At 71.0% G+C, this 17509-nt stretch carries 13 protein-coding genes; 5 read left to right on the top strand and 8 right to left on the bottom strand.

Features of this window, described 5'->3' with window-relative positions:
* Nucleotides 1-317 precede the first annotated feature (317 nt).
* The 3 genes from tilS to GGR71_RS06370 are packed head-to-tail and all read left to right on the top strand — an operon-like array spanning nt 318 to nt 2827.
* Nucleotides 318-1661 (top strand): tRNA lysidine(34) synthetase TilS, encoded by a 1344-nt coding sequence (gene tilS, locus GGR71_RS06380; protein WP_160961057.1) that lies wholly within the window; start codon nt 318-320, stop codon nt 1659-1661.
* Between the two features lie 31 nt (nt 1662-1692).
* A complete protein-coding gene (locus GGR71_RS06375; RefSeq protein WP_017909613.1) occupies nt 1693-1956 on the top strand; it encodes an exodeoxyribonuclease VII small subunit in 264 nt (87 codons plus the stop codon).
* Nucleotides 1946-2827: a polyprenyl synthetase family protein gene (locus GGR71_RS06370; RefSeq protein ID WP_160961060.1), complete on the top strand. Its 882-nt coding sequence runs from the start codon at nt 1946-1948 to the stop codon at nt 2825-2827. Before GGR71_RS06375 ends, GGR71_RS06370 begins: the two co-directional genes overlap by 11 nt.
* 216 nt (nt 2828-3043) lie before the next feature.
* Here GGR71_RS06370 and GGR71_RS06365 read toward each other — a convergent pair whose 3' ends face one another.
* Entirely contained in the window at nt 3044-4600 is a 1557-nt protein-coding gene (locus tag GGR71_RS06365) for a GH39 family glycosyl hydrolase (protein ID WP_160961062.1), read from the bottom strand.
* Nucleotides 4601-4857: 257 nt separating this feature from the next.
* Here GGR71_RS06365 and GGR71_RS06360 point away from each other — a divergent pair, with 257 nt between their 5' ends.
* On the top strand, nt 4858-5952 hold the full coding sequence (locus GGR71_RS06360) for a M35 family metallo-endopeptidase (protein WP_160961064.1): 1095 nt from the start codon (nt 4858-4860) through the stop codon (nt 5950-5952).
* Between the two features lie 95 nt (nt 5953-6047).
* Here GGR71_RS06360 and GGR71_RS06355 read toward each other — a convergent pair whose 3' ends face one another.
* The 3 genes from GGR71_RS06355 to pmbA form a co-directional block, all read right to left on the bottom strand.
* Complete coding sequence (locus GGR71_RS06355) at nt 6048-6530, bottom strand: DUF1501 domain-containing protein (RefSeq protein WP_343160830.1); 483 nt, start codon at nt 6528-6530, stop codon at nt 6048-6050.
* A 184-nt stretch (nt 6531-6714) separates the two neighbouring features.
* The gene (locus GGR71_RS06350) at nt 6715-7092 is read right to left on the bottom strand and encodes a DUF4870 domain-containing protein (RefSeq protein WP_019797965.1); all 378 of its coding nucleotides are present in this window, start codon (nt 7090-7092) and stop codon (nt 6715-6717) included.
* Nucleotides 7093-7418: 326 nt separating this feature from the next.
* A complete protein-coding gene (pmbA, locus tag GGR71_RS06345) occupies nt 7419-8783 on the bottom strand; it encodes a metalloprotease PmbA (RefSeq protein WP_160961066.1) in 1365 nt (454 codons plus the stop codon).
* A 96-nt stretch (nt 8784-8879) separates the two neighbouring features.
* Here pmbA and yjgA point away from each other — a divergent pair, with 96 nt between their 5' ends.
* On the top strand, nt 8880-9476 hold the full coding sequence (yjgA, locus tag GGR71_RS06340) for a ribosome biogenesis factor YjgA (protein ID WP_048489543.1): 597 nt from the start codon (nt 8880-8882) through the stop codon (nt 9474-9476).
* A 156-nt stretch (nt 9477-9632) separates the two neighbouring features.
* Here the strand turns inward: yjgA and tldD are convergent, their stop codons facing one another.
* From tldD to GGR71_RS06320, 4 genes are all read right to left on the bottom strand, one after another.
* Nucleotides 9633-11075 (bottom strand): metalloprotease TldD, encoded by a 1443-nt coding sequence (tldD, locus tag GGR71_RS06335; RefSeq protein WP_184451743.1) that lies wholly within the window; start codon nt 11073-11075, stop codon nt 9633-9635.
* Between the two features lie 230 nt (nt 11076-11305).
* The gene (locus GGR71_RS06330) at nt 11306-15199 is read right to left on the bottom strand and encodes a YhdP family protein (RefSeq protein ID WP_160961072.1); all 3894 of its coding nucleotides are present in this window, start codon (nt 15197-15199) and stop codon (nt 11306-11308) included.
* A gap of 203 nt (nt 15200-15402) precedes the next feature.
* Nucleotides 15403-16893 (bottom strand): ribonuclease G, encoded by a 1491-nt coding sequence (rng, locus tag GGR71_RS06325; RefSeq protein WP_010340444.1) that lies wholly within the window; start codon nt 16891-16893, stop codon nt 15403-15405.
* Nucleotides 16893-17459, bottom strand: coding sequence for a Maf family nucleotide pyrophosphatase (locus GGR71_RS06320; protein ID WP_160961075.1), 567 nt, complete (start codon nt 17457-17459; stop codon nt 16893-16895). The genes rng and GGR71_RS06320 overlap by 1 nt, the downstream gene beginning before the upstream one ends.
* Nucleotides 17460-17509: the final 50 nt, after the last annotated feature.

The following is a 17509-nucleotide window of genomic DNA, read 5'->3' as shown; positions in this document are numbered from 1 at the left end:
GTGAGAAACCCCGGCGTCGGGACTGAAGTCCCTCCCACAGGGGGCTAACCAACGTTTGCGCCGCTTAAGGCGCCGTAGCGCGCTGGCCGCAGGCCGGGCTTGGCATGCTGGCGGACAACACCGAGCAGGCGCCCTGCTGAGCAGGCCATCGAGATAGTCCCAAGTGCCGAGAACTGCTCTTGTGGGAGGGACTTCAGTCCCGACGCATTGAACTGAAAGGCGTCGGGACTGAAGTCCCTCCCACAACGCTACTCAGGCTCAAAGACGTCGCCATGTCATGCTTCGCGCTGACGTGCGCTTGCGTCTACAGTGACGCGATGCCGCCGCACGCCTCTACGTCCCCGCTGTCCGCACTCGCCGCCGCGCTGCCCGATCCGGCGCCGGCGCCGCTGCTGCTCGGCTTCAGCGGCGGCCTGGATTCGACCGTACTGCTGCACCTGCTCGCGCAACAACCGTCCTATCGTCGCGCCGGCCTGCGTGCGCTGCACGTGCACCATGGCCTGCATGCCGACGCCGACGCATGGGCCGCGCATTGCGCGCAGCGATGCGCGGCGCTGGCAGTGCCGCTGCAGGTGGTGCGGGTACAGGTGCCACGCGACAGCGGCGATGGCCTGGAAGCAGCGGCGCGGCAGGCGCGTCGCCACGCCTTTGCACAGACGCTGCAGCCCGGCGAATGGCTGGCGCTGGCCCAGCACCGTGACGACCAGGCCGAGACCTTCCTGCTGCGTGCATTGCGCGCGTCCGGCCCGGATGGCCTGGCAGCGATGCAGGCGCTGTCCGACTTCGCCGGCAGCCGCCTATGGCGGCCGCTGCTGGCGCAACCACGCAGCGTGCTGCACGCCTATGCACAGCAGCACGGCCTGCAGTGGATCGACGACCCCAGCAATGCCGATCCCGGCTTCGATCGCAATTTCCTGCGCCTGCAGGTGCTGCCGCTGCTGCGCCAGCGCTGGCCGCACGCCGACGCCGCCCTTGCCCGCAGCGCGCAGCTCTGCGCCGACGCCGGCGCACTGCTGGACGCGGACGACCGCACGGCGCTCGACGCGCTGCAGGACGCCCCGAATGCCCCGCTGCCGCTCGCCCCGTTGCGCGCCCTGCCCACGGCGCGGCGCGCGCGCGTGCTGCGGTGCTGGATCGCACAGGCCGGGCTGCCGCCGTTGCCGGCGGCCGGCCTGGCCGCGATCGAACGCGATCTGCTGCAACCGCGTGCCGATGCGGCGGCGCAGTTTGCCTGGCACGGTGCCTGCGTGCGCAGCTGGCGCGACACCCTGTATGCAGAACGCGACCTCGCGCCCTGGCCTGCCGACTGGCATGCGCAGTGGGACGGCCGCACGCCGCTGCCGTTGCCCGATGGCCGCCGCCTGCATCTGTACGCCGAGACCACGCTGGCCTTCGACACGCCGCTGCTGGTGCGCGCGCGCCGCGGCGGCGAACGCCTGCGCCTGCCTGGGCGCACGCAATCGCAGTCGCTCAAGCACCTGTTGCAGACGCAGGCGCTGCCGCCGTGGGAGCGCCTGCGGCTGCCGCTGCTGTTCGATGCCACGCAACTGCTGGCCGCCGGCCCGGACCTGCTGGCTGCGCCGCTGCACGCCTGGCTGCAGGCGCATGCCGCACGCCTGGTGCTGGACCCGCCGCCAGCGCCGACACCGGCGTCGCATTGACCCTGCTGCCGCCGCCGCGCACACTTTCGCCATGCCCAAGAAGTCCCAAGACGATGCCTCCCCGGTCGCCCGCTTCGAGCAATCGCTCGAGGAGCTGGAAGTGCTGGTGGAGAAGATGGAAGCCGGCGACCTGAGCCTGGAACAGTCGCTCAGCGCCTACGAGCGCGGCGTGGGCCTGTACCGGCAATGCCAGCAGGCGCTGGAGCAGGCGGAGTTGCGCGTGCGCCTGCTCAGCGATCCCGAGCAGCCCGACAGCGCCGAGCCCTTCGATCCCGTGCCGCCCCATGGCGGCTGAGGCGGCGTTCGCGCGCTGGCGCGAACGGGTGGAAGCCGGCCTGCAGGCGCAGTTGCCGGCGGCGGCGCTGCCACCACAACGCCTGCACGCGGCGATGCGCCACGCCACCCTCGGCGGCGGCAAGCGCATGCGCCCGCTGCTGGTCTACGCCAGCGGCGCGCTGTTCGGCGCCGACGACGCGCAGTTGGACGCGCCGGCGCTGGCGGTGGAACTGATCCACGCGTACTCGCTGGTCCACGACGACCTGCCAGCGATGGACGACGACGCCCTGCGCCGCGGCCAGCCGACCGTCCACATCGCCTTCGACGAAGCCACCGCAATCCTCGCCGGCGATGCGCTGCAGAGCCTGGCGTTCGCGCTGCTGGCCAATGCCGAGGAGGCGGCCCCCACGCTGCGCGTGCAGTGGCTGCAGACCCTGGCCGAGGCCGCCGGCGCGGCCGGCATGTGCGGCGGCCAGGCGCTGGACATCGACGCCACCGGCCACGTGCAGGCATTGGCCGACCTGCAACGCATGCATGCACTGAAGACCGGCGCGCTGATCCGCGCCAGCGTGCGCCTGGGCGCGCTTGGCGGTGGCGCCGACGCCACCGCGCTCGCGCAACTGGACACCTTCGCCACCGCGTTGGGCCTGGCCTTCCAGGTGCGCGACGACATCCTCGACGTCGAAGCCAGCTCCGAACAGCTCGGCAAGACCGCCGGCAAGGACGCGGCGCAGGCCAAGTCCACCTACCCCGCCCTGCTGGGCATGGACAGCGCCAAGGCCAAACTGGCCGAACTGGCGCAGGCCATGCAGGACAGCCTGCGCGGCTATGGCGCCGCCGCCGATGCGCTGGCGGCGCTGGCGCGGCTCGCAGTCGATCGCGCGCACTAGCGCACTGCGCCTGCACGCGTGCCGGCGTGTGGCACGCGTCTCGCGCAAGCCGCGCCAACGCGCGCGTCGCCAGCAACGCCTGCCGTCGCGACGAAGTAACCGAGAAGGCCCATCCCGCAGCCGCGCCTGGCGTTCGCAGGCTCGGCCTGGCGCGACCGAGGCCGCTCCTGCAGGAATCGGCGAGCGAACCCCACTCGCGACAGGAGAGACACGCGCTCAGCGCGGACGCAGCTCCAGCAACACCACGTCGTTGGCACGCATCGGCACATCGAGCTGCGCGCGGCCATCGCGGTGCACCCGCAGCTGTCGCAGCGCCGGCGTGTCGGCGCTGCGTGCCTGCAGGCGCCGAAGTTGCGAGGCGCTCAGCGTCGTCGGCGACCCCATGCGCAAATAGGCGCTGTAGGCATCATTGGCGTCGAAACCGGTGCGGTGGATCGCCAGGGTGTACGCGCCCGGCGCCAGCCCGCGCAGGTGCAGGCGCAGCGACGGCGCCGGCGCTGCCGGCAGCACCCGGGTGAAATACGGGCGATTGCTCTTGTCCTGCTGCGGCGCGACGAAGTCCCAGGCCAGCACCTTCAGCACGTCGCTGTCGTAGGTCGCATAGCTCTGCGGGTCGGTATTGCGCAGTTGGCGTTCGCCCAGCGCGTTGAGATACCGGTAGGCGAAGTACGCCGGCTTGCGCAGGCCCTGCGGGTTGAGCAGGCCGAACCCGCCCTGGAATGGCGCGGTCGGTGGCCCCGGCTCCTCGAACAGGTCGCTGTAGGTCCAGTAGCTCATGCCCTGCACCAGCCCCTCCACCGCGCGCAGCTTGCTCAGGATGTAGGCCGCGCTCAGGTAGCTGTCGTGCACCGGGTCGCGCGGCGTGTAGCTGCTGCTCCATTCGGTGAAGTACAACGGCAACCCGGGCATCGCCGAGTCCTGGATCTGCGCACGCACGCGACGCACATCGCCACTAATCGCATCCGGCGCAGGCGACAGCCTGGTGTCGCTCTGGCCCTGCTCGTCCAGGAAGCCGCCATCCACGCCATAGGTGTGGGTGGTGATGAAGTCCACCGGCGTGCCCGCCGCATGCGCCTGCGCGATGAATGCCGGCACCCAGGCCGCACCGGCGGTGGCCGGACCGCCCACCCGCAACTGCGGATCGATGCGCTTGAGGGTACGCGCCGTCGCCGCGTACAGCGCGAAATAGGCGGATTGATCGGCGCCTTCCCAGAATCCAGCCAGGTTCGGCTCGTTCCACACCTCGAAATACCAGCGGCGCACTTCTTCCTCGCCGTAGCGCTGGCGCAGGTGGCGTACGAAGGCATCGATCAACGCGGTCCACTGGTCCAGCCGTGGGTGCGAGGTGTTGCCCTTCCAGTAGAAGATGTGTTGGTCGGAGGTCTTCATCGCCTCCGGGGTAAACCCCAGTTCGACGAAGGGGCGTACGCCCATGCCGAGCAAGCGGTCGTACAGGCGGTCGATCCCGCTCCAGTCATAGCGCGGGCGCCCGTCGACCTCGCGGTAGGTCCCCAGCACGTCATGGAAGATCGCGTGGAAGCGGACGTAGCGGAACCCGAGTTCGTCCCGCGCGGTGCGCAGCTGCGCCAGGCTGTCCTCGCGGAGCAGCGTGCCCGGATAGTCCGCGCCGACCGACAGGTCGTAGAAGCGATCGCGCGGCGTGGTCGGCCCCTGCACGTCCAGCGCGATCGTGCGCGGCGTGATCGGCGCGGCGATGGCCACGCACGACCACGCGGCCACGACAACGGCCGAGAGCAGGCGCGGAAATCGCATGGCGGCTCCTCTGCATGAGGTGGACGCCGACTCTAGCATCGACACGACGGTACGTTCATCGACGGCCAGACGGCGCGTGACCGAGGCACGGCGGACGCGACGCAGCGTGCCTAGGTGACGCCGATACTGAGACCGGGCGCGCGCTTCGCTGGACGAAATCGAAGACAAACGCACAAGCGCCGCGCACGCGCGTGGCACCGGGCTAGTTTGCTTCGGCCCCTGTCACGGGGCGCCCACTTTCGACGGAGAGAGACTGCATGAAACACGCATCCCGGATCTCGGCAGCGATCGGCTTCAGCCTGGTCGGCATCATCTCGGCGGCCACCGCGCAATCGCAACTCACGCGCACGCCCGCGCCGCTGCAGGTCGAGCTGACGCCGGTCGCCGACGCCGACGGCCAGCAACGCGGCCAACTGGCGGTGACCGTGCGCAACACCGGCGCGCAGGTCGCGCGCGTGCCCAAGTGGGAACTGCCGCTGGGCGATCTCGACAACGCCCTGTTCCAGGTCCAGCGCGACGGCAAGCCGGTGGATTACGTCGGGCGCCTGGTCAAGCGCGCTGCGCCGCGCGCCGAGGACATGGTGGTGCTGCAGCCGGGCGAAACGCGGCAGGCGCAGATCGATCTCGGCCAGGCCTACGACCTGACCCGCAGCGGCACCTACAGCATCCGCCTCGACGCGCCGCTGCAGGGCGCCGCGCTCGCCGACGGTGCGCGCATGCTGCGCGCCGACGGCGAACCGCAGACGCTGTCCAGCGCGCCGCTGACGGTGTGGCTGGACGGTGGCCGCGGCCGCGCCGTGCGCAACGACCTGATGGTCGGCCCGCAGGCGGTGGTCAACGGCGTCAACTACGCCTCGTGCAGCAGCAGCCAGATCAGCACCATCGGCAGCGCGGTGAACGCGGCGCGCACCTACTCGCAGAACGCCAAGACCTACCTCAACGGCGGCAGCACCGGCGCGCGCTATACCACCTGGTTCGGCGCCTACAACGCCAGCCGCTACAGCACCGCCACCTCCAACTTCGTCAACATCGATTCGGCGATCGACCAGAACAACGGGCAGATCACCATCAACTGCGGTTGCAGCGACAGCTCCTACGCCTACGTCTATCCGAACCAGCCGTACCAGATCTACGTCTGCAATGCGTTCTGGAGTGCGCCGCTGACCGGCACCGACTCCAAGGCCGGCACCCTGATCCACGAAATGAGCCACTTCAGCGTGGTCGCCGGCACGCAGGACACCGCGTACGGGCAGAGCGCGGCCAAGAGCCTGGCCAAGAGCGATCCGGCGCGTGCGGTGAAGAACGCCGACAGCCACGAGTACTTCGCCGAGAACAATCCGGCGCAGAACTGAGTCCACCACGCCGGTGATGTCCCGGGCGCCGACCTGCCGTCGGCGCCCGGTTCGCGTGCGGCGCAGGCCGCATGCCTTCGTGGCCAAGGCGCACCCTAGGCCACCAGTCCCTCCAACCTGGACAGCCCCGCGCTGCCGGGAAATACCTGGATGTCCAGCGCGCGCTCGGACACGCCCAGATGCGCACCGAGCACGTGCCGGAACAGGCCGCGCAGGTCGTTGGTGGCGCGCAGGTCGCGGCCCTCGTTCAAGGCCCACGGCGATAGAGCGGGCCAGTCGCCGGAGATGCGCCCGCCGCGTACCGCGCCGCCGGCCAGGAACGCCACGCCGCCGGTGCCATGGTTGGTACCGCCGGTGCCGTTCACCGCCGCGGTGCGGCCGAACTCGGTCACCACCGCGACCACGCTGCGCGACCAGCAGGCCTGCGCGCCATCGTGGAACGCGCGCAATCCCGCATCCAGTTCGCCCAGCTTGCGCTGCAGCACCGCGGCCTGGTTGCCGTGGGTATCCCAGCCGGCATCCCGCGGCCAGCCAGGCCCGCGGCTCGCCCATCGCGGCCAGCTCTCCGGGACGGGCACCCAGGCCGAAACGATTGGCGGCGCTCCGATGGTGGCGACAGCCTTGCAAACGCGCCGCCCGGGCCGCGGTTGACCGGCGACCGCGCCCGGTTTGGCCAGCTGCCCCGTCGGGCAGCGCGCGCGGCAGGCACAAAAAAAGGCCCGGCGCAGCGGCCGGGCCTTCGGAGACGCGTCGCAGGTGCGCTTACTTGATCAGGCGCAGCGCGAACGGATAGCGGTAGGCGACGCCTTCGTTGGCCTTGATGCCGGCCAGGATGCAGAACACCAGGTTCACCACCCACACCACCGGCATCAGCAGCCCGCCGATGACGATCACGCTGAGCACCACGCAGATCACGTAGGCGATGGCGACGGTGATCTGGAAGTTCAGCGCTTCCTTGGCCTGGTCGTTGAGGAAGGACTTGGCCGGGTTGTCCTTGTTGATCAGCCAGATGATCAGCGGCACGATGAAACCGGCGATGATCCCGGACAGATGGGTGATCAGCGCGACCGTGCGGTCTTCCTGCGGCCCTGCCGAGGCCGGCGGCGGCGGCGGGGCGGTGACGTTGTCGAATTCGCTCATCGGTATTCCGTTCCTTTGGTGGTGAGGGGACAAGACGTTTGGCGCGTCACTCTCGGCGGCCGGCGCAGCGCTGTCAAGCGAAGCTGGCACACCGGCAAGCACACTGCGGTGGGTAGCGCGCCAGTCCATCGCCCCATACGGCAGCGGATCGCGCGCGCATCGATCGTGCATGGCGTCGCGTCGGCGATCGGGCGCAGGCCATCGCGACGTGCACAGGTACGCAGGGAACGCCAGCGCTTGCCCGGCTCGCACGCGTAAGCGGCGATGCCGCGCCACGCGTGCGACGTCGACAACGCGCCCCCCGGCATCGGCGCGCGTTGCGGCACTCAATCGTTGCCGGCCACCGTCATCCTGCCGACCAGTACCGCGCCGATGTGCACGTGCGAGCGCACGTCGATGTCGGCACCCACCGCCTCGATGTCCTGGAACATCTGCCGCAGGTTGCCGGCGATGGTGATCTCGTCCACCGGGTAGGCGATTTCGCCGTTCTCGATCCAGAACCCGCCGGCGCCGCGCGAATAATCGCCGGTGACCGGGTTGACGCCGTTGCCCATCAGGTCGGTGACCAGCAGGCCGCGTGGCAGGCCCTTGAGGATGTTCTGCAGGTCCGGCGCGTTGGCCGCCGCCTGCAGGTTGTGCACGCCGCCGGCATTGGCGGTGGTCTGCAGGCCCAGCTTGCGCGCCGAATAGCTGCCCAGCACGTAACGCTGCAGCACGCCGTCGCGCACCAGCGGCGCGTCGCGGGTGGCCACGCCCTCGCCGTCGAAGGCGGCCGAGCGCAGCCCGCGGCGCAGGTGCGGCCGCTCGTCGATCGCAAACCACTCCGGGAACAGGCGAGTGCCAGCGCTGTCGAGCAGGAAGCTGGCGCGGCGATACAGCGCCCCGCCGGAGACCGCGCCAAGCAGATGCCCGATCAACGAGCGCGCCATCTCCGGCGCGAACAGCACCGGCACCTCGCCGGTCGGCAGCGAGCGCGGCTGCAGCCGTGCCACGGTGCGCTCGGCGGCGCGGCGGCCGATCGCCGACGCGCGCTCCAGGTCCTCGCGCGCCAGCGCGCTGCTGTACCAACCGTCGCGCTGCATGCCGTCGCCGTGCCCGGCGATGAGCGTGCAGGCGAGCGAATGGTGGGTGCTGCGCTCGCAGCCGATGAAGCCGTGCGAATTGGCGTACACCGACAGGCTCTCGCTGCTGCCGGCCGAGGCGCCGTCGGAATTGCTGATCCGCGCATCGGCGTCGCGGCCGGCGGCCTCGCAGGCCAGCGCCAGGTCGATCGCCTCCTCGGCCTGCAGCGGCCACGGATGCCAGCGGTCGAAATCCGGCTGCTCGCGGGCCATCAGCGCCGCCTCGGCCAGGCCGGCGGCCACGTCGTCCTCGGTGTAGCGGGCGATCGCGCAGGCCTGGGCCACGGTGGCCTCCAGGCTGGACTCGTGCAGGTCGGCGGTGCTGGCGCTGCCCTTGCGCTGGCCGAAGTAGACGGTGACGCCGATGCCGCGGTCGCGGGTGGATTCCACGGTCTCCACCGCGCCCAGGCGCACGTTGACGTCCAGCCCGCGGTCCTCGCTGCAGCTGACCTCGGCCTGGCTGGCGCCGAGCGCGCGGGCGCGCGCCAGCAGCCGCTCGGCGATGTCGGACAGGCGTTCCAGGCGCTGCTGGCTGTCGTCGCGGTGCAAATCGGGGGTGATGGCGTTCAATGCTTTATCCTTGTGATGCGAGTCCCTTCGCAAGAGCCCGGCCATCCATGGCCGGACTTTCTAATTGATGCTTCACATCGATCGAGTAGTACGAGCATGCGCGGACGCGACGAGGACACCGGTGAATTCCGCGGCGAAAGCCGCAGCCAGCAACGCCGCGAGGCGCTGGAAGTGCTGAGCCTGGGCGAGAAGCTGGTGGCGCTGACCCCGGCGCAGTTGGCCAAGTTGCCGGTGCCCGAGTCGCTGCTGCCGCACATCGCCGAGACCAAGCGCATCACCTCGCACATCGCGCACAAGCGGCAGCTGGCGTTCCTGGCCAAGCAGATGCGGCGCGAGGACGACGCGGTACTGGAGGCGATCCGCGAGGCCATGGACGTCAACAGCGACAGCGCGCGCCGCGAAGTGGCGGCCATGCACCGGGTCGAGGACTGGCGCGAGCGGCTGCTCGCCGAAGGCGACACCGCACTGGCCGAGCTGCTGGCCGAACACCCCGACGCCGACCGCCAGCGGCTGCGCCAATTGGTGCGCAACGCCAAGGAAGAACGGCTGAAGAACAAGCCGCCGCATGCCTATCGCGAGTTGTTCCGGGAACTGCGCGAGATGATCCTGGGTGGTGCGTCGGGAATGGAGAATGGAGAATCGGGAATCGAACAAGCCGACGACGACGGAGCGTTCGACGACACACGCGACTGAGGTGCGGCGACGCCGGCTGCCGCGCACGAAGGCCGACGCATTCCCAGCCCAGCGAGCGCGGCGCGCGATGGACCGATCTGTCAGGCCGGCAACGCCGCAGCACACCGCGGCGCCCGCTTTACCGAATCCCGATTTCCGATTCCCCACTCCCGGCTCCTAAGCCGTCCCGCCCACGGTCAGCCCGTCGATCAGCAACGACGGCTGGCCCACGCCCACCGGCACGCTCTGCCCGTCCTTGCCGCAGACGCCGACGCCCTCGTCCAGCGCCAGGTCGTGGCCGATCATGCGCACCTTCTGCATGGTCTCCGGGCCGTTGCCGATCAGGGTGGCGCCCTTCACCGGCGCGGTGACCTTGCCGTCCTCGATCAGGTAGGCCTCGGTAGCCGAGAACACGTACTTGCCGCTGGTGATGTCGACCTGGCCGCCGCCGAAGTTGACCGCGTACAGGCCCTTCTTCACCGAGCGGATCATCTCCTGCGGATCGTGCTGGCCGGCGCGCATGTAGGTGTTGGTCATGCGCGGCATCGGCAGGTGCGCGAACGATTCGCGGCGGCCGTTGCCGGTCGGCGCCACGCCCATCAGCCGCGCGTTGAGCGTGTCCTGCATGTAGCCGACCAACACGCCGTCCTCGATCAGGGTGGTGCAGTGGGTCGCGGTGCCCTCGTCGTCGACGTTGAGCGAACCGCGGCGGCCGTCCAGGGTGCCGTCGTCGACGATGGTGACGCCGGGCGAAGCCACGCGCTGGCCGATGCGGCCGGCATAGACGCTGGTGCCCTTGCGGTTGAAGTCGCCTTCCAGACCGTGGCCGACCGCCTCGTGCAGCAGCACGCCGGGCCAGCCCGGGCCGAGCACGACCTGCATCACCCCGGCCGGCGCCGGCACCGCCTCCAGGTTCACCAGCGCCTGGCGCAAGGCCTCGCGGGCGAAGGCTTCCGGACGGCCGTCGGCGAACAGCGTGGCGTAGTCATAGCGACCGCCGCCGCCGGCATAGCCGGACTCGCGGCGGCCGTGCTGTTCGACGATCACCTGCACGTTGAGCCGCACCAGCGGGCGCACGTCGGCGGCGAGCACACCGTCGCTGCGCGCCACCAGCACCGTGTCCACGCCGCCGGACAGGCTCACCATCACCTGCTGCACGCGCGGGTCGGCGGCGCGCAGGTACTGGTCGAGCCGCCGCAGCAGCTCCACCTTGTGCGCGTTGTCCATCGCGTCCACCGGATCCAGCGCCGGGTACAGCGCACGGCCGCCGCCGCGCTGCAGCGCCTGCGCCGGCTGCGCGCCACCATCGCGGGAGATGGCCCGCGCCGACTGCGCCGCGGCCAGCAGCGCGTCGCGGTGGATGTCGTCGGAATAGGCGAAGCCGGTCTTCTCGCCGGAGATCGCACGCACCCCCACGCCTTGCTCGATGGAGTGGGCGCCGTCCTTGACGATGCCGTCCTCCACGCTCCAGCTCTCGCGCCGCGAATGCTGGAAATACAGGTCGCCGAAGTCGATGCCGGGGCCGAGCAGCGTGCCGAAGGCGCGCTCCAGGCTGGGGGCATCCAGACCGGCGGGAAGCAACAGGCGGGTTTCGGCGAGGCTCAGGGCGTGATCGTTCATGGGCTCAACATGGGGGACGAAGGCGCGCAGCGCAAGCGGCGGGCGGCACAAGGCGGGAGCGGCAGCGCGGTGGGACAGCGGCGACGTGGTCTACCTCGCCACATGAAATACATGCTGCGGTCCGGGCTCACCCGGCCTGGCGCAGCCATCCACTACGCTTCCCGCCGACCGATGCGCAGCGCACGCGGCCGCCACCAATCCCCAATTCCGAATCCCCAATCCCCGCCCGATCAGGGCGTACCGGCTGGCGCCGGCGGCCGTGCCGACTCGCGCTCGATCACGTCCACCTTGGGATCCTTCCACGGCCCGGTGACCCGGTAGGTGCGCGCGCCGATGTTGCCCAGCGGCTTGCCCAGCACCGCGTTGGCGGCGGCGCCGACCGCCGCGCCGACCGGGCCGCCGGCCACCGCGCCGACCACGGTCAGCAGGTTGCCGGACTTGGGGTTGACGTCGATGGTCTGGTCGAACTGCTGCGCGCGCAGATCGGCCTCGCCGCGCACCTTGATCTCCGCGGCCGGGCCATCGATGACCAGGTTGTCGCTGCGCGCCATGCCGTCGCCGAAGCGGATCTGCCCGTCGATGCGATTGAAGGCGAAGCCCTTGGAGAAGAAGTCGCGGAAATCGAACATCAGCCGCCGCGGCAGCTGCGCCACGCTGAGCAGGCCGAGCACGCGCCCGGCGCCCGGATTCAGTTCCAGCAACTGCCCATTGCGCGCGGCCACATCGAGCTGGCCCTGCACCGTGGCCAGCTGCAGGCCGGCCGGCGTGCCCGGCCAGGCCGCGCTGAGCTTCAACTGGCCTTCGCCGCCGCGCACCTGCCCGCCGAAGTCCAGGTTCTGCATCAGCTCGCCCAGGTCGCGGCTGTCGACGCTGGCGTCGAGCTGGGTCCGGGCAGTGGCGCCCTTGCCGCGCCAGTCGCCGCTGATGTCGATCTTCTGCTTGTCCGAGCGCAGGTGCAGTTGGTCCACCTGCATGCCGTCGGCAAGCTTGCGCGTGCGCAGCGAGGCCGCGCCGAGGGTCATCGCGCCGAAGCGCAGGTCGTCCACGTCCAGCGCCAGCGCCGGGATCGTGGCCGGGTCCAGACTGTCGGCGAACGGGCCGGCCGGAACCGGACCGGCGCTGCCAGCGCCCCCGCTGCCGGCAGGCGTGGCGACCACCGCCGTGGGCGTGCCGTCCGCCGCCGGCAACGCGGCCGTGGCCGAGCGCCAGTGCACCCGTGCCAGGCGACCGCCGAGCACGCCGCCATCCTTGGTCGGCACGCTGAGGTCGCCAGCCAGGGCCGGGCCGTCGAGGTGCACGTCGATGCTGTCGGCCTGCGGCAACAGGCGCAGGCGGGTGTTGTCGAACACCCCGCCCAGCAGCAGCAGGTGGTCGGCGAGGATGTCGATGCGGCGCAGCGGCATCGGGTCTTCGCCGCCGTTGGCCGCGGCGGCGTTCGGATCGGGGCGGCTGACCACGCCGATCCAGTCGATGGCGTTCAACGCTGCGGTGCGCCCACTCACCACCAGGCCGCTGGCGGGCGGTTCGTCGGCGACGTGGTCGCTGCCCATCACCACGCGCACGCCGGTCTTGCCGCCCTGGCTGCGCGCGGCCAGCGCCATCAGCTTGCCGAAGGCCACCTCGATGCGGCCGCTGCCGACCGGCAGCGGCACGTTGACCGAGGTCGCCAGCGGGGTCGCCGGCGCCTTGTCCATCGGCGCCGGCATCAACAGCGCGGTGCCGACCAGGTCCGAGCGCAGCTGCAGCCGGGTCGGCGGCTGCGCGCCGCCGTCGGGGGTCTTGGGCAGGCCGACGCCGATGTTCCAGCGCGAGCGGCCCTGCACGTAGGGCTTGAGCCAGGCCATTTCCGGCACCCGGTCGAGCAGTTCGTTCGCGTCCAGCGACGCGCTCAGCGCGGCCTCGAAGGCCTGCTGCGGATCCTGCACGCCGTCGCCGGCGCGCAGCGCCAGTTCGCCCTGGTGGCCCTGGTAGGCCACGCTCAGCTTCTGCGCGGCGAACCCGGTATCGCTGTAGTCGGCGCTGCCGCGCATGTCGTCGAAGGCCAGGTCCCAGCGCTTGTCGGCGATGTGCGCGCCGAGCAGATCGACCGTGCCGCGCAGGTGGTGGGTGCCGATGTCGGCACGCAGCGGCTGCAGCAGGTCGAAGGTGACATCGGCCGGCCCCGAGGCGCTGAGCGCATCCAACGTGTCGCCGTAACGGGCGCGCAGCGGGCTCTGCCGCAGCATCGCCAGCAGCTTGCCGGTCTCGGCGCGGGTGCTGGCCAGCACGCTGAGCTGGCCTTCCTTGTAGTCGGGCAGCGCCGCCGACAATTGCTCCACCGGCACCCCGCCCATGCTGCCGCGGCCGTGCACCTCGAAGCCGTTGCCGATGAAGGCGACGCTGGCATCCACGTTCTCCACCGCCGGCCAGTCGTGCTGGAAGCGTACCTTGGCGTCCTCCAGCCGCGCGGTCGCTTCGAAGCGGCCGTTGTGGTCGGCGAACGGCCAGTCGTCCAGGTCGCCGGAGACCAGCGCATGGCCGTCGCGCAGGCGCCCGCCCTGCAGCGCGGCGTCGAGCCAGTCGGTGGCGGCCTTGCTCATCTTGGAGTGGACCCAGAACTTCTTGGCCGCCACCACCGGCGCGTCCTGCAGGTCGGCGGCCAGGTCGATCCACGGCCGCGAGCCGTCGTCCTGGAAGCGCAGCCCGCCGCGCACGTCGGCGCCGTAATCGCTGCCCTGCACGCGCAGCCCCGGGGTTGCCACGCGCAGGCCGTCGCCGTCGCGGAACGCCACGATGCGCCCGGCCAGCTGCACCTGATGGACCACGCCGAAGCCGCTGGGCCAGTCGACGCGCACCGGGCTGCCGGCCTCCAGCGCCAGTTCACCGGCCTGCGCATCGCCGTCGAAACGGCCGCGCAGCCCGCTCATGCCGGGCGCGCCCCCGGCTGGTGCGAACGCCAGGTCGGTCAGGCGCCCCTGGCCGAACAGCGCACCGCCAGGCACCCCGCTCACCGCCACCTGGGCCAGTTGCAGGCGCGGCCGCGCCACCGACAACCAACTGCGCAGGCTGGGCGAGAGGCGGTCGCTGAGTCCGGCTACCGCGATCAGCGGCGCCACGTCGAGATGGTCGCCGAACAGGGCGAAGCGGCGCCCGCCGGCCACGGTCAGCCCATCCAGGCGTTGCAGCGGCTGTCCGGCCTGGCCGAACTGCAGTTGCGGCGCATCCAGCCGCCAGCCGCCGTCGATCTGGCGCCAGCGCGCCTTCGCGCGGAAGGTGGTGAAGGTGAGTTGCGGGCGAGTGTGGCCATCGGCCAGCGGCGCGCCGCGCAGGCGCAGCTCGCGCAGCGTGGCGTCCACGGTCACCCCGGCGACCCGGCGCTGCTGCAGGTCCAGCCAGGCCTGCACTTCGCCGACGCCGCCCTGCAGTTCGATGCCGGCCGCATGCAGCAGGCCGGCCCAGCCGGCCAGTTCCGCCGGCCGCACCGCCAGGTAGGCCTGGCCGTCACCGCGGTGGCGGTCCAGGTCCAGCACCGCGGTCAGCGGCGCCTGTTGCAGATCGCTCCAGCCCTGCACGCCCACCTGCAGGCGCTCGCCGTTCACGCGCATGCGCAGGTCGATCTTCGGTACCTGCGCTTCCAGGCCCAGCGACGGGGCATGCACACGCAGGCGGCCATCGATGACCTGCAGTTCGCCCAGCCCCTGCAGCGCATCCAGCGGATCGCCGCCCTGCCCCGAGGTCGGCAGGCCCTGCACGCTCCAGTTGCCGTCGTCGGCGCGCAGCAGGGTCAGCGCCAGGCCGCGCAGGCGCAGTTCGGTGAACGAGCGCCCGGGCAGCAACCCCGCGTACATCGACACCAGCACCTCGGCCTGGCCGATGCGCACGCCGTCGCCGGCGCCGATGCGCAGCCCGTCCAGGCGCAACAGCGGACCGCGCCGGGTCCAGGCCGTCTCCAGTCGGTCGAAGCGGATCGGCCGCCCGGCGCGCTCGCTCAGCCACGCCGCCACCTGCTGCGGATGCCGCTCGACGAACGGCAGCGCCTGGCTCAGCGCGCCTACCGCCAACGCCACGCACACCAGCCCGATCGCCACCGCGTAGAACGCGAAACGGCGAGCCAGGCGCAGGCGGCGGCGCAGGGGGGTGTGCATTTAACGGCCGGGACCCGGGACCCGGGACCCGGGACCCGGGAGAGCAAAGGCGACCGCACTGGCTTGCGGCGCGAAATGCCGGCAGCGCGTGCGCTTACCGGGACTCGGAAGAGCAACGGCAACAGCACGGGCTTGCGGCGCGAATACCCGGCAGCGCGCGCGCTTACCGGGTCCCGGGTCCCGAGTCCCGGGTCCCGGCTCTCTCACAACAACACCACGTCGAACTGCTCCTGCAGGTATTGTTCGTCGGCCTGGAAGCGGATGGTCTTGCCGAGGAATTCCTCCAGCTCGGCCACTGCCGCCGATTCCTCGTCGGTGATGCGCGCCACCACCTTGGTCGAGGCGATCACCAGCAGCCGCGCCGCGTCGAACTGGCGCACCGCGCGGGTGATCTCGCGGAAGATCTCGTAGGTCACGGTCTCGGCGGTCTTGATCGACCCGCGCCCGCTGCATTCCGGGCACGGTTCGGACAGTTGCCGCTCCAGGCTCTCCACGGTGCGCTTGCGGGTCATCTCCACCAGGCCCAGCGGCGAGAACTCGTACACCGTGGTCTTGGCGTGGTCGCGCGAGAGCGCCTTCTCCAGCGTGCGCAGCACCTGGCGGCGATGCTCGGCGTCGTCCATGTCGATGAAGTCGATGATGATGATGCCGCCGAGGTTGCGCAGCCGCAGCTGCCGCGCCACCGCCTGCGCCGCCTCCAGGTTGGTGCGGAACACCGTCTCCTCGAGGTTGCGCTGGCCCAGGAACGAGCCGGTGTTGACGTCGATGGTGGTCATCGCCTCGGTCTGGTCGATGACCAGGTAGCCGCCGGACTTGAGTGGCACCTGCTTGTCCAGCGCGCGGGCGATCTCGTCCTCGACCCCGTACAGGTCGAAGATCGGGCGGTCGCCGGTGTACAGCTCCAGGCGCTCGGCCAGCACCGGCATGTACTTGGCGACGAAGGCCTGCAGCCGCTCGAAGGTCTCGTGCGAATCGACCTTGACCTTCTCCACGTCCTTGCGGATCAGGTCGCGCACCGCGCGCAGCGGCAGGCTCAGGTCCTCGTAGATGATGCTGGCCGGGGCGCCGTCGCGGCCGCGCCGCTCCACCACGTTCCAGACCCGCGACAGGTAGGCGATGTCCTCGGCCAGGGCCTCGGCCGGCTGACCCTCGGCATTGGTGCGGATGATGTAGCCGAAACCGCCGTGGCTGGCGGCCAGGTCGGCGACCAGGGTCTTCAGGCGCTGCCGTTCGGCCTCGTCCTCGATCCGCGCCGACACCCCGATCACCCGCGACTGCGGCAGCAGCACCAGGTAGCGCGAGGGAATGCTGATCTGCGTGGTCAACCGCGCGCCCTTGCTGCCAATCGGATCCTTGACCACCTGCACCACGATGTCCTGGCCGTCGCGCAGCAACTCCACGATCGGCACCGCGGCCGAGACCGGCAGCGGCGTCGCTTCCTCGGTGTCGCCGTTGCCGACCGGCGCCGGCCGCACCACGTCGTTGGCGTGCAGGAACGCGGCGCGCTCCAGCCCGACCTCGACGAAGGCCGCCTGCATGCCCGGCATCACCCGCTGCACCCGGCCCTTGTAGATATTGCCGACCACGCCGCGGCGCCAGCCACGCTCGATGTGCAGCTCCTGCAGCATGCCGTTCTCGATGACGGCCACCCGGGTCTCGCGTGGTGTGACGTTGACCAGGATCTCTTGCGACATCACAGCACTCCGAAGGTGCGCAGCAGGTGGTGGGTCTGGTGCAGGGGCAGGCCCATCACCCCGGAATAGCTGCCGTCGAGACGGCTGACGAAACGCTCGGCGCCGCCCTGGATCGCATACGCACCGGCCCGCCCCATCGGCTCGCCGCTGGCCACGTAGTCGGCGATGTCGCGCGCGGACACATCGGCGAAGGTCACCGACGTCGGCACCAGCACCACATCCTCGCGGCCGGCGGCGACCAGCGCCACCGCGGTCATCGCCTGGTGGGTGCGTCCGGACAGGGCCGCCAGCATCGCCGCGGCGTCCTCGGCGTCGGCCGGCTTGCCGAACACGCGCTCGTCCAGCACCACTTCGGTGTCGGCACCGAGCACCACCGCGTCGCCGGCATCGGCCAGTTGCGCCAACCCGGCGCGGGCCTTGTCCAGCGCCACGCGGCGCACGTAGGCCTGCGCCGACTCGTCGGCCGCGCGCACTTCCGGCACCTCGAGATCGAGGATCCGGAACGGCACGCCGAGGCGGGTCAGCAGTTCGTTTCTGCGAGGGGAACGGGACGCGAGATACAGCATGGCCGAAGGATAACCCGAGCGGACTGACTGAACGATCGCCAAGTGCGGGA

The sequence above is a fragment of the Xanthomonas sp. F1 genome (assembly GCF_014199855.1).
The sequence above is the reverse complement of the archived record's forward strand: the minus strand, read 5'-3'. Positions and strand labels throughout refer to the sequence as shown.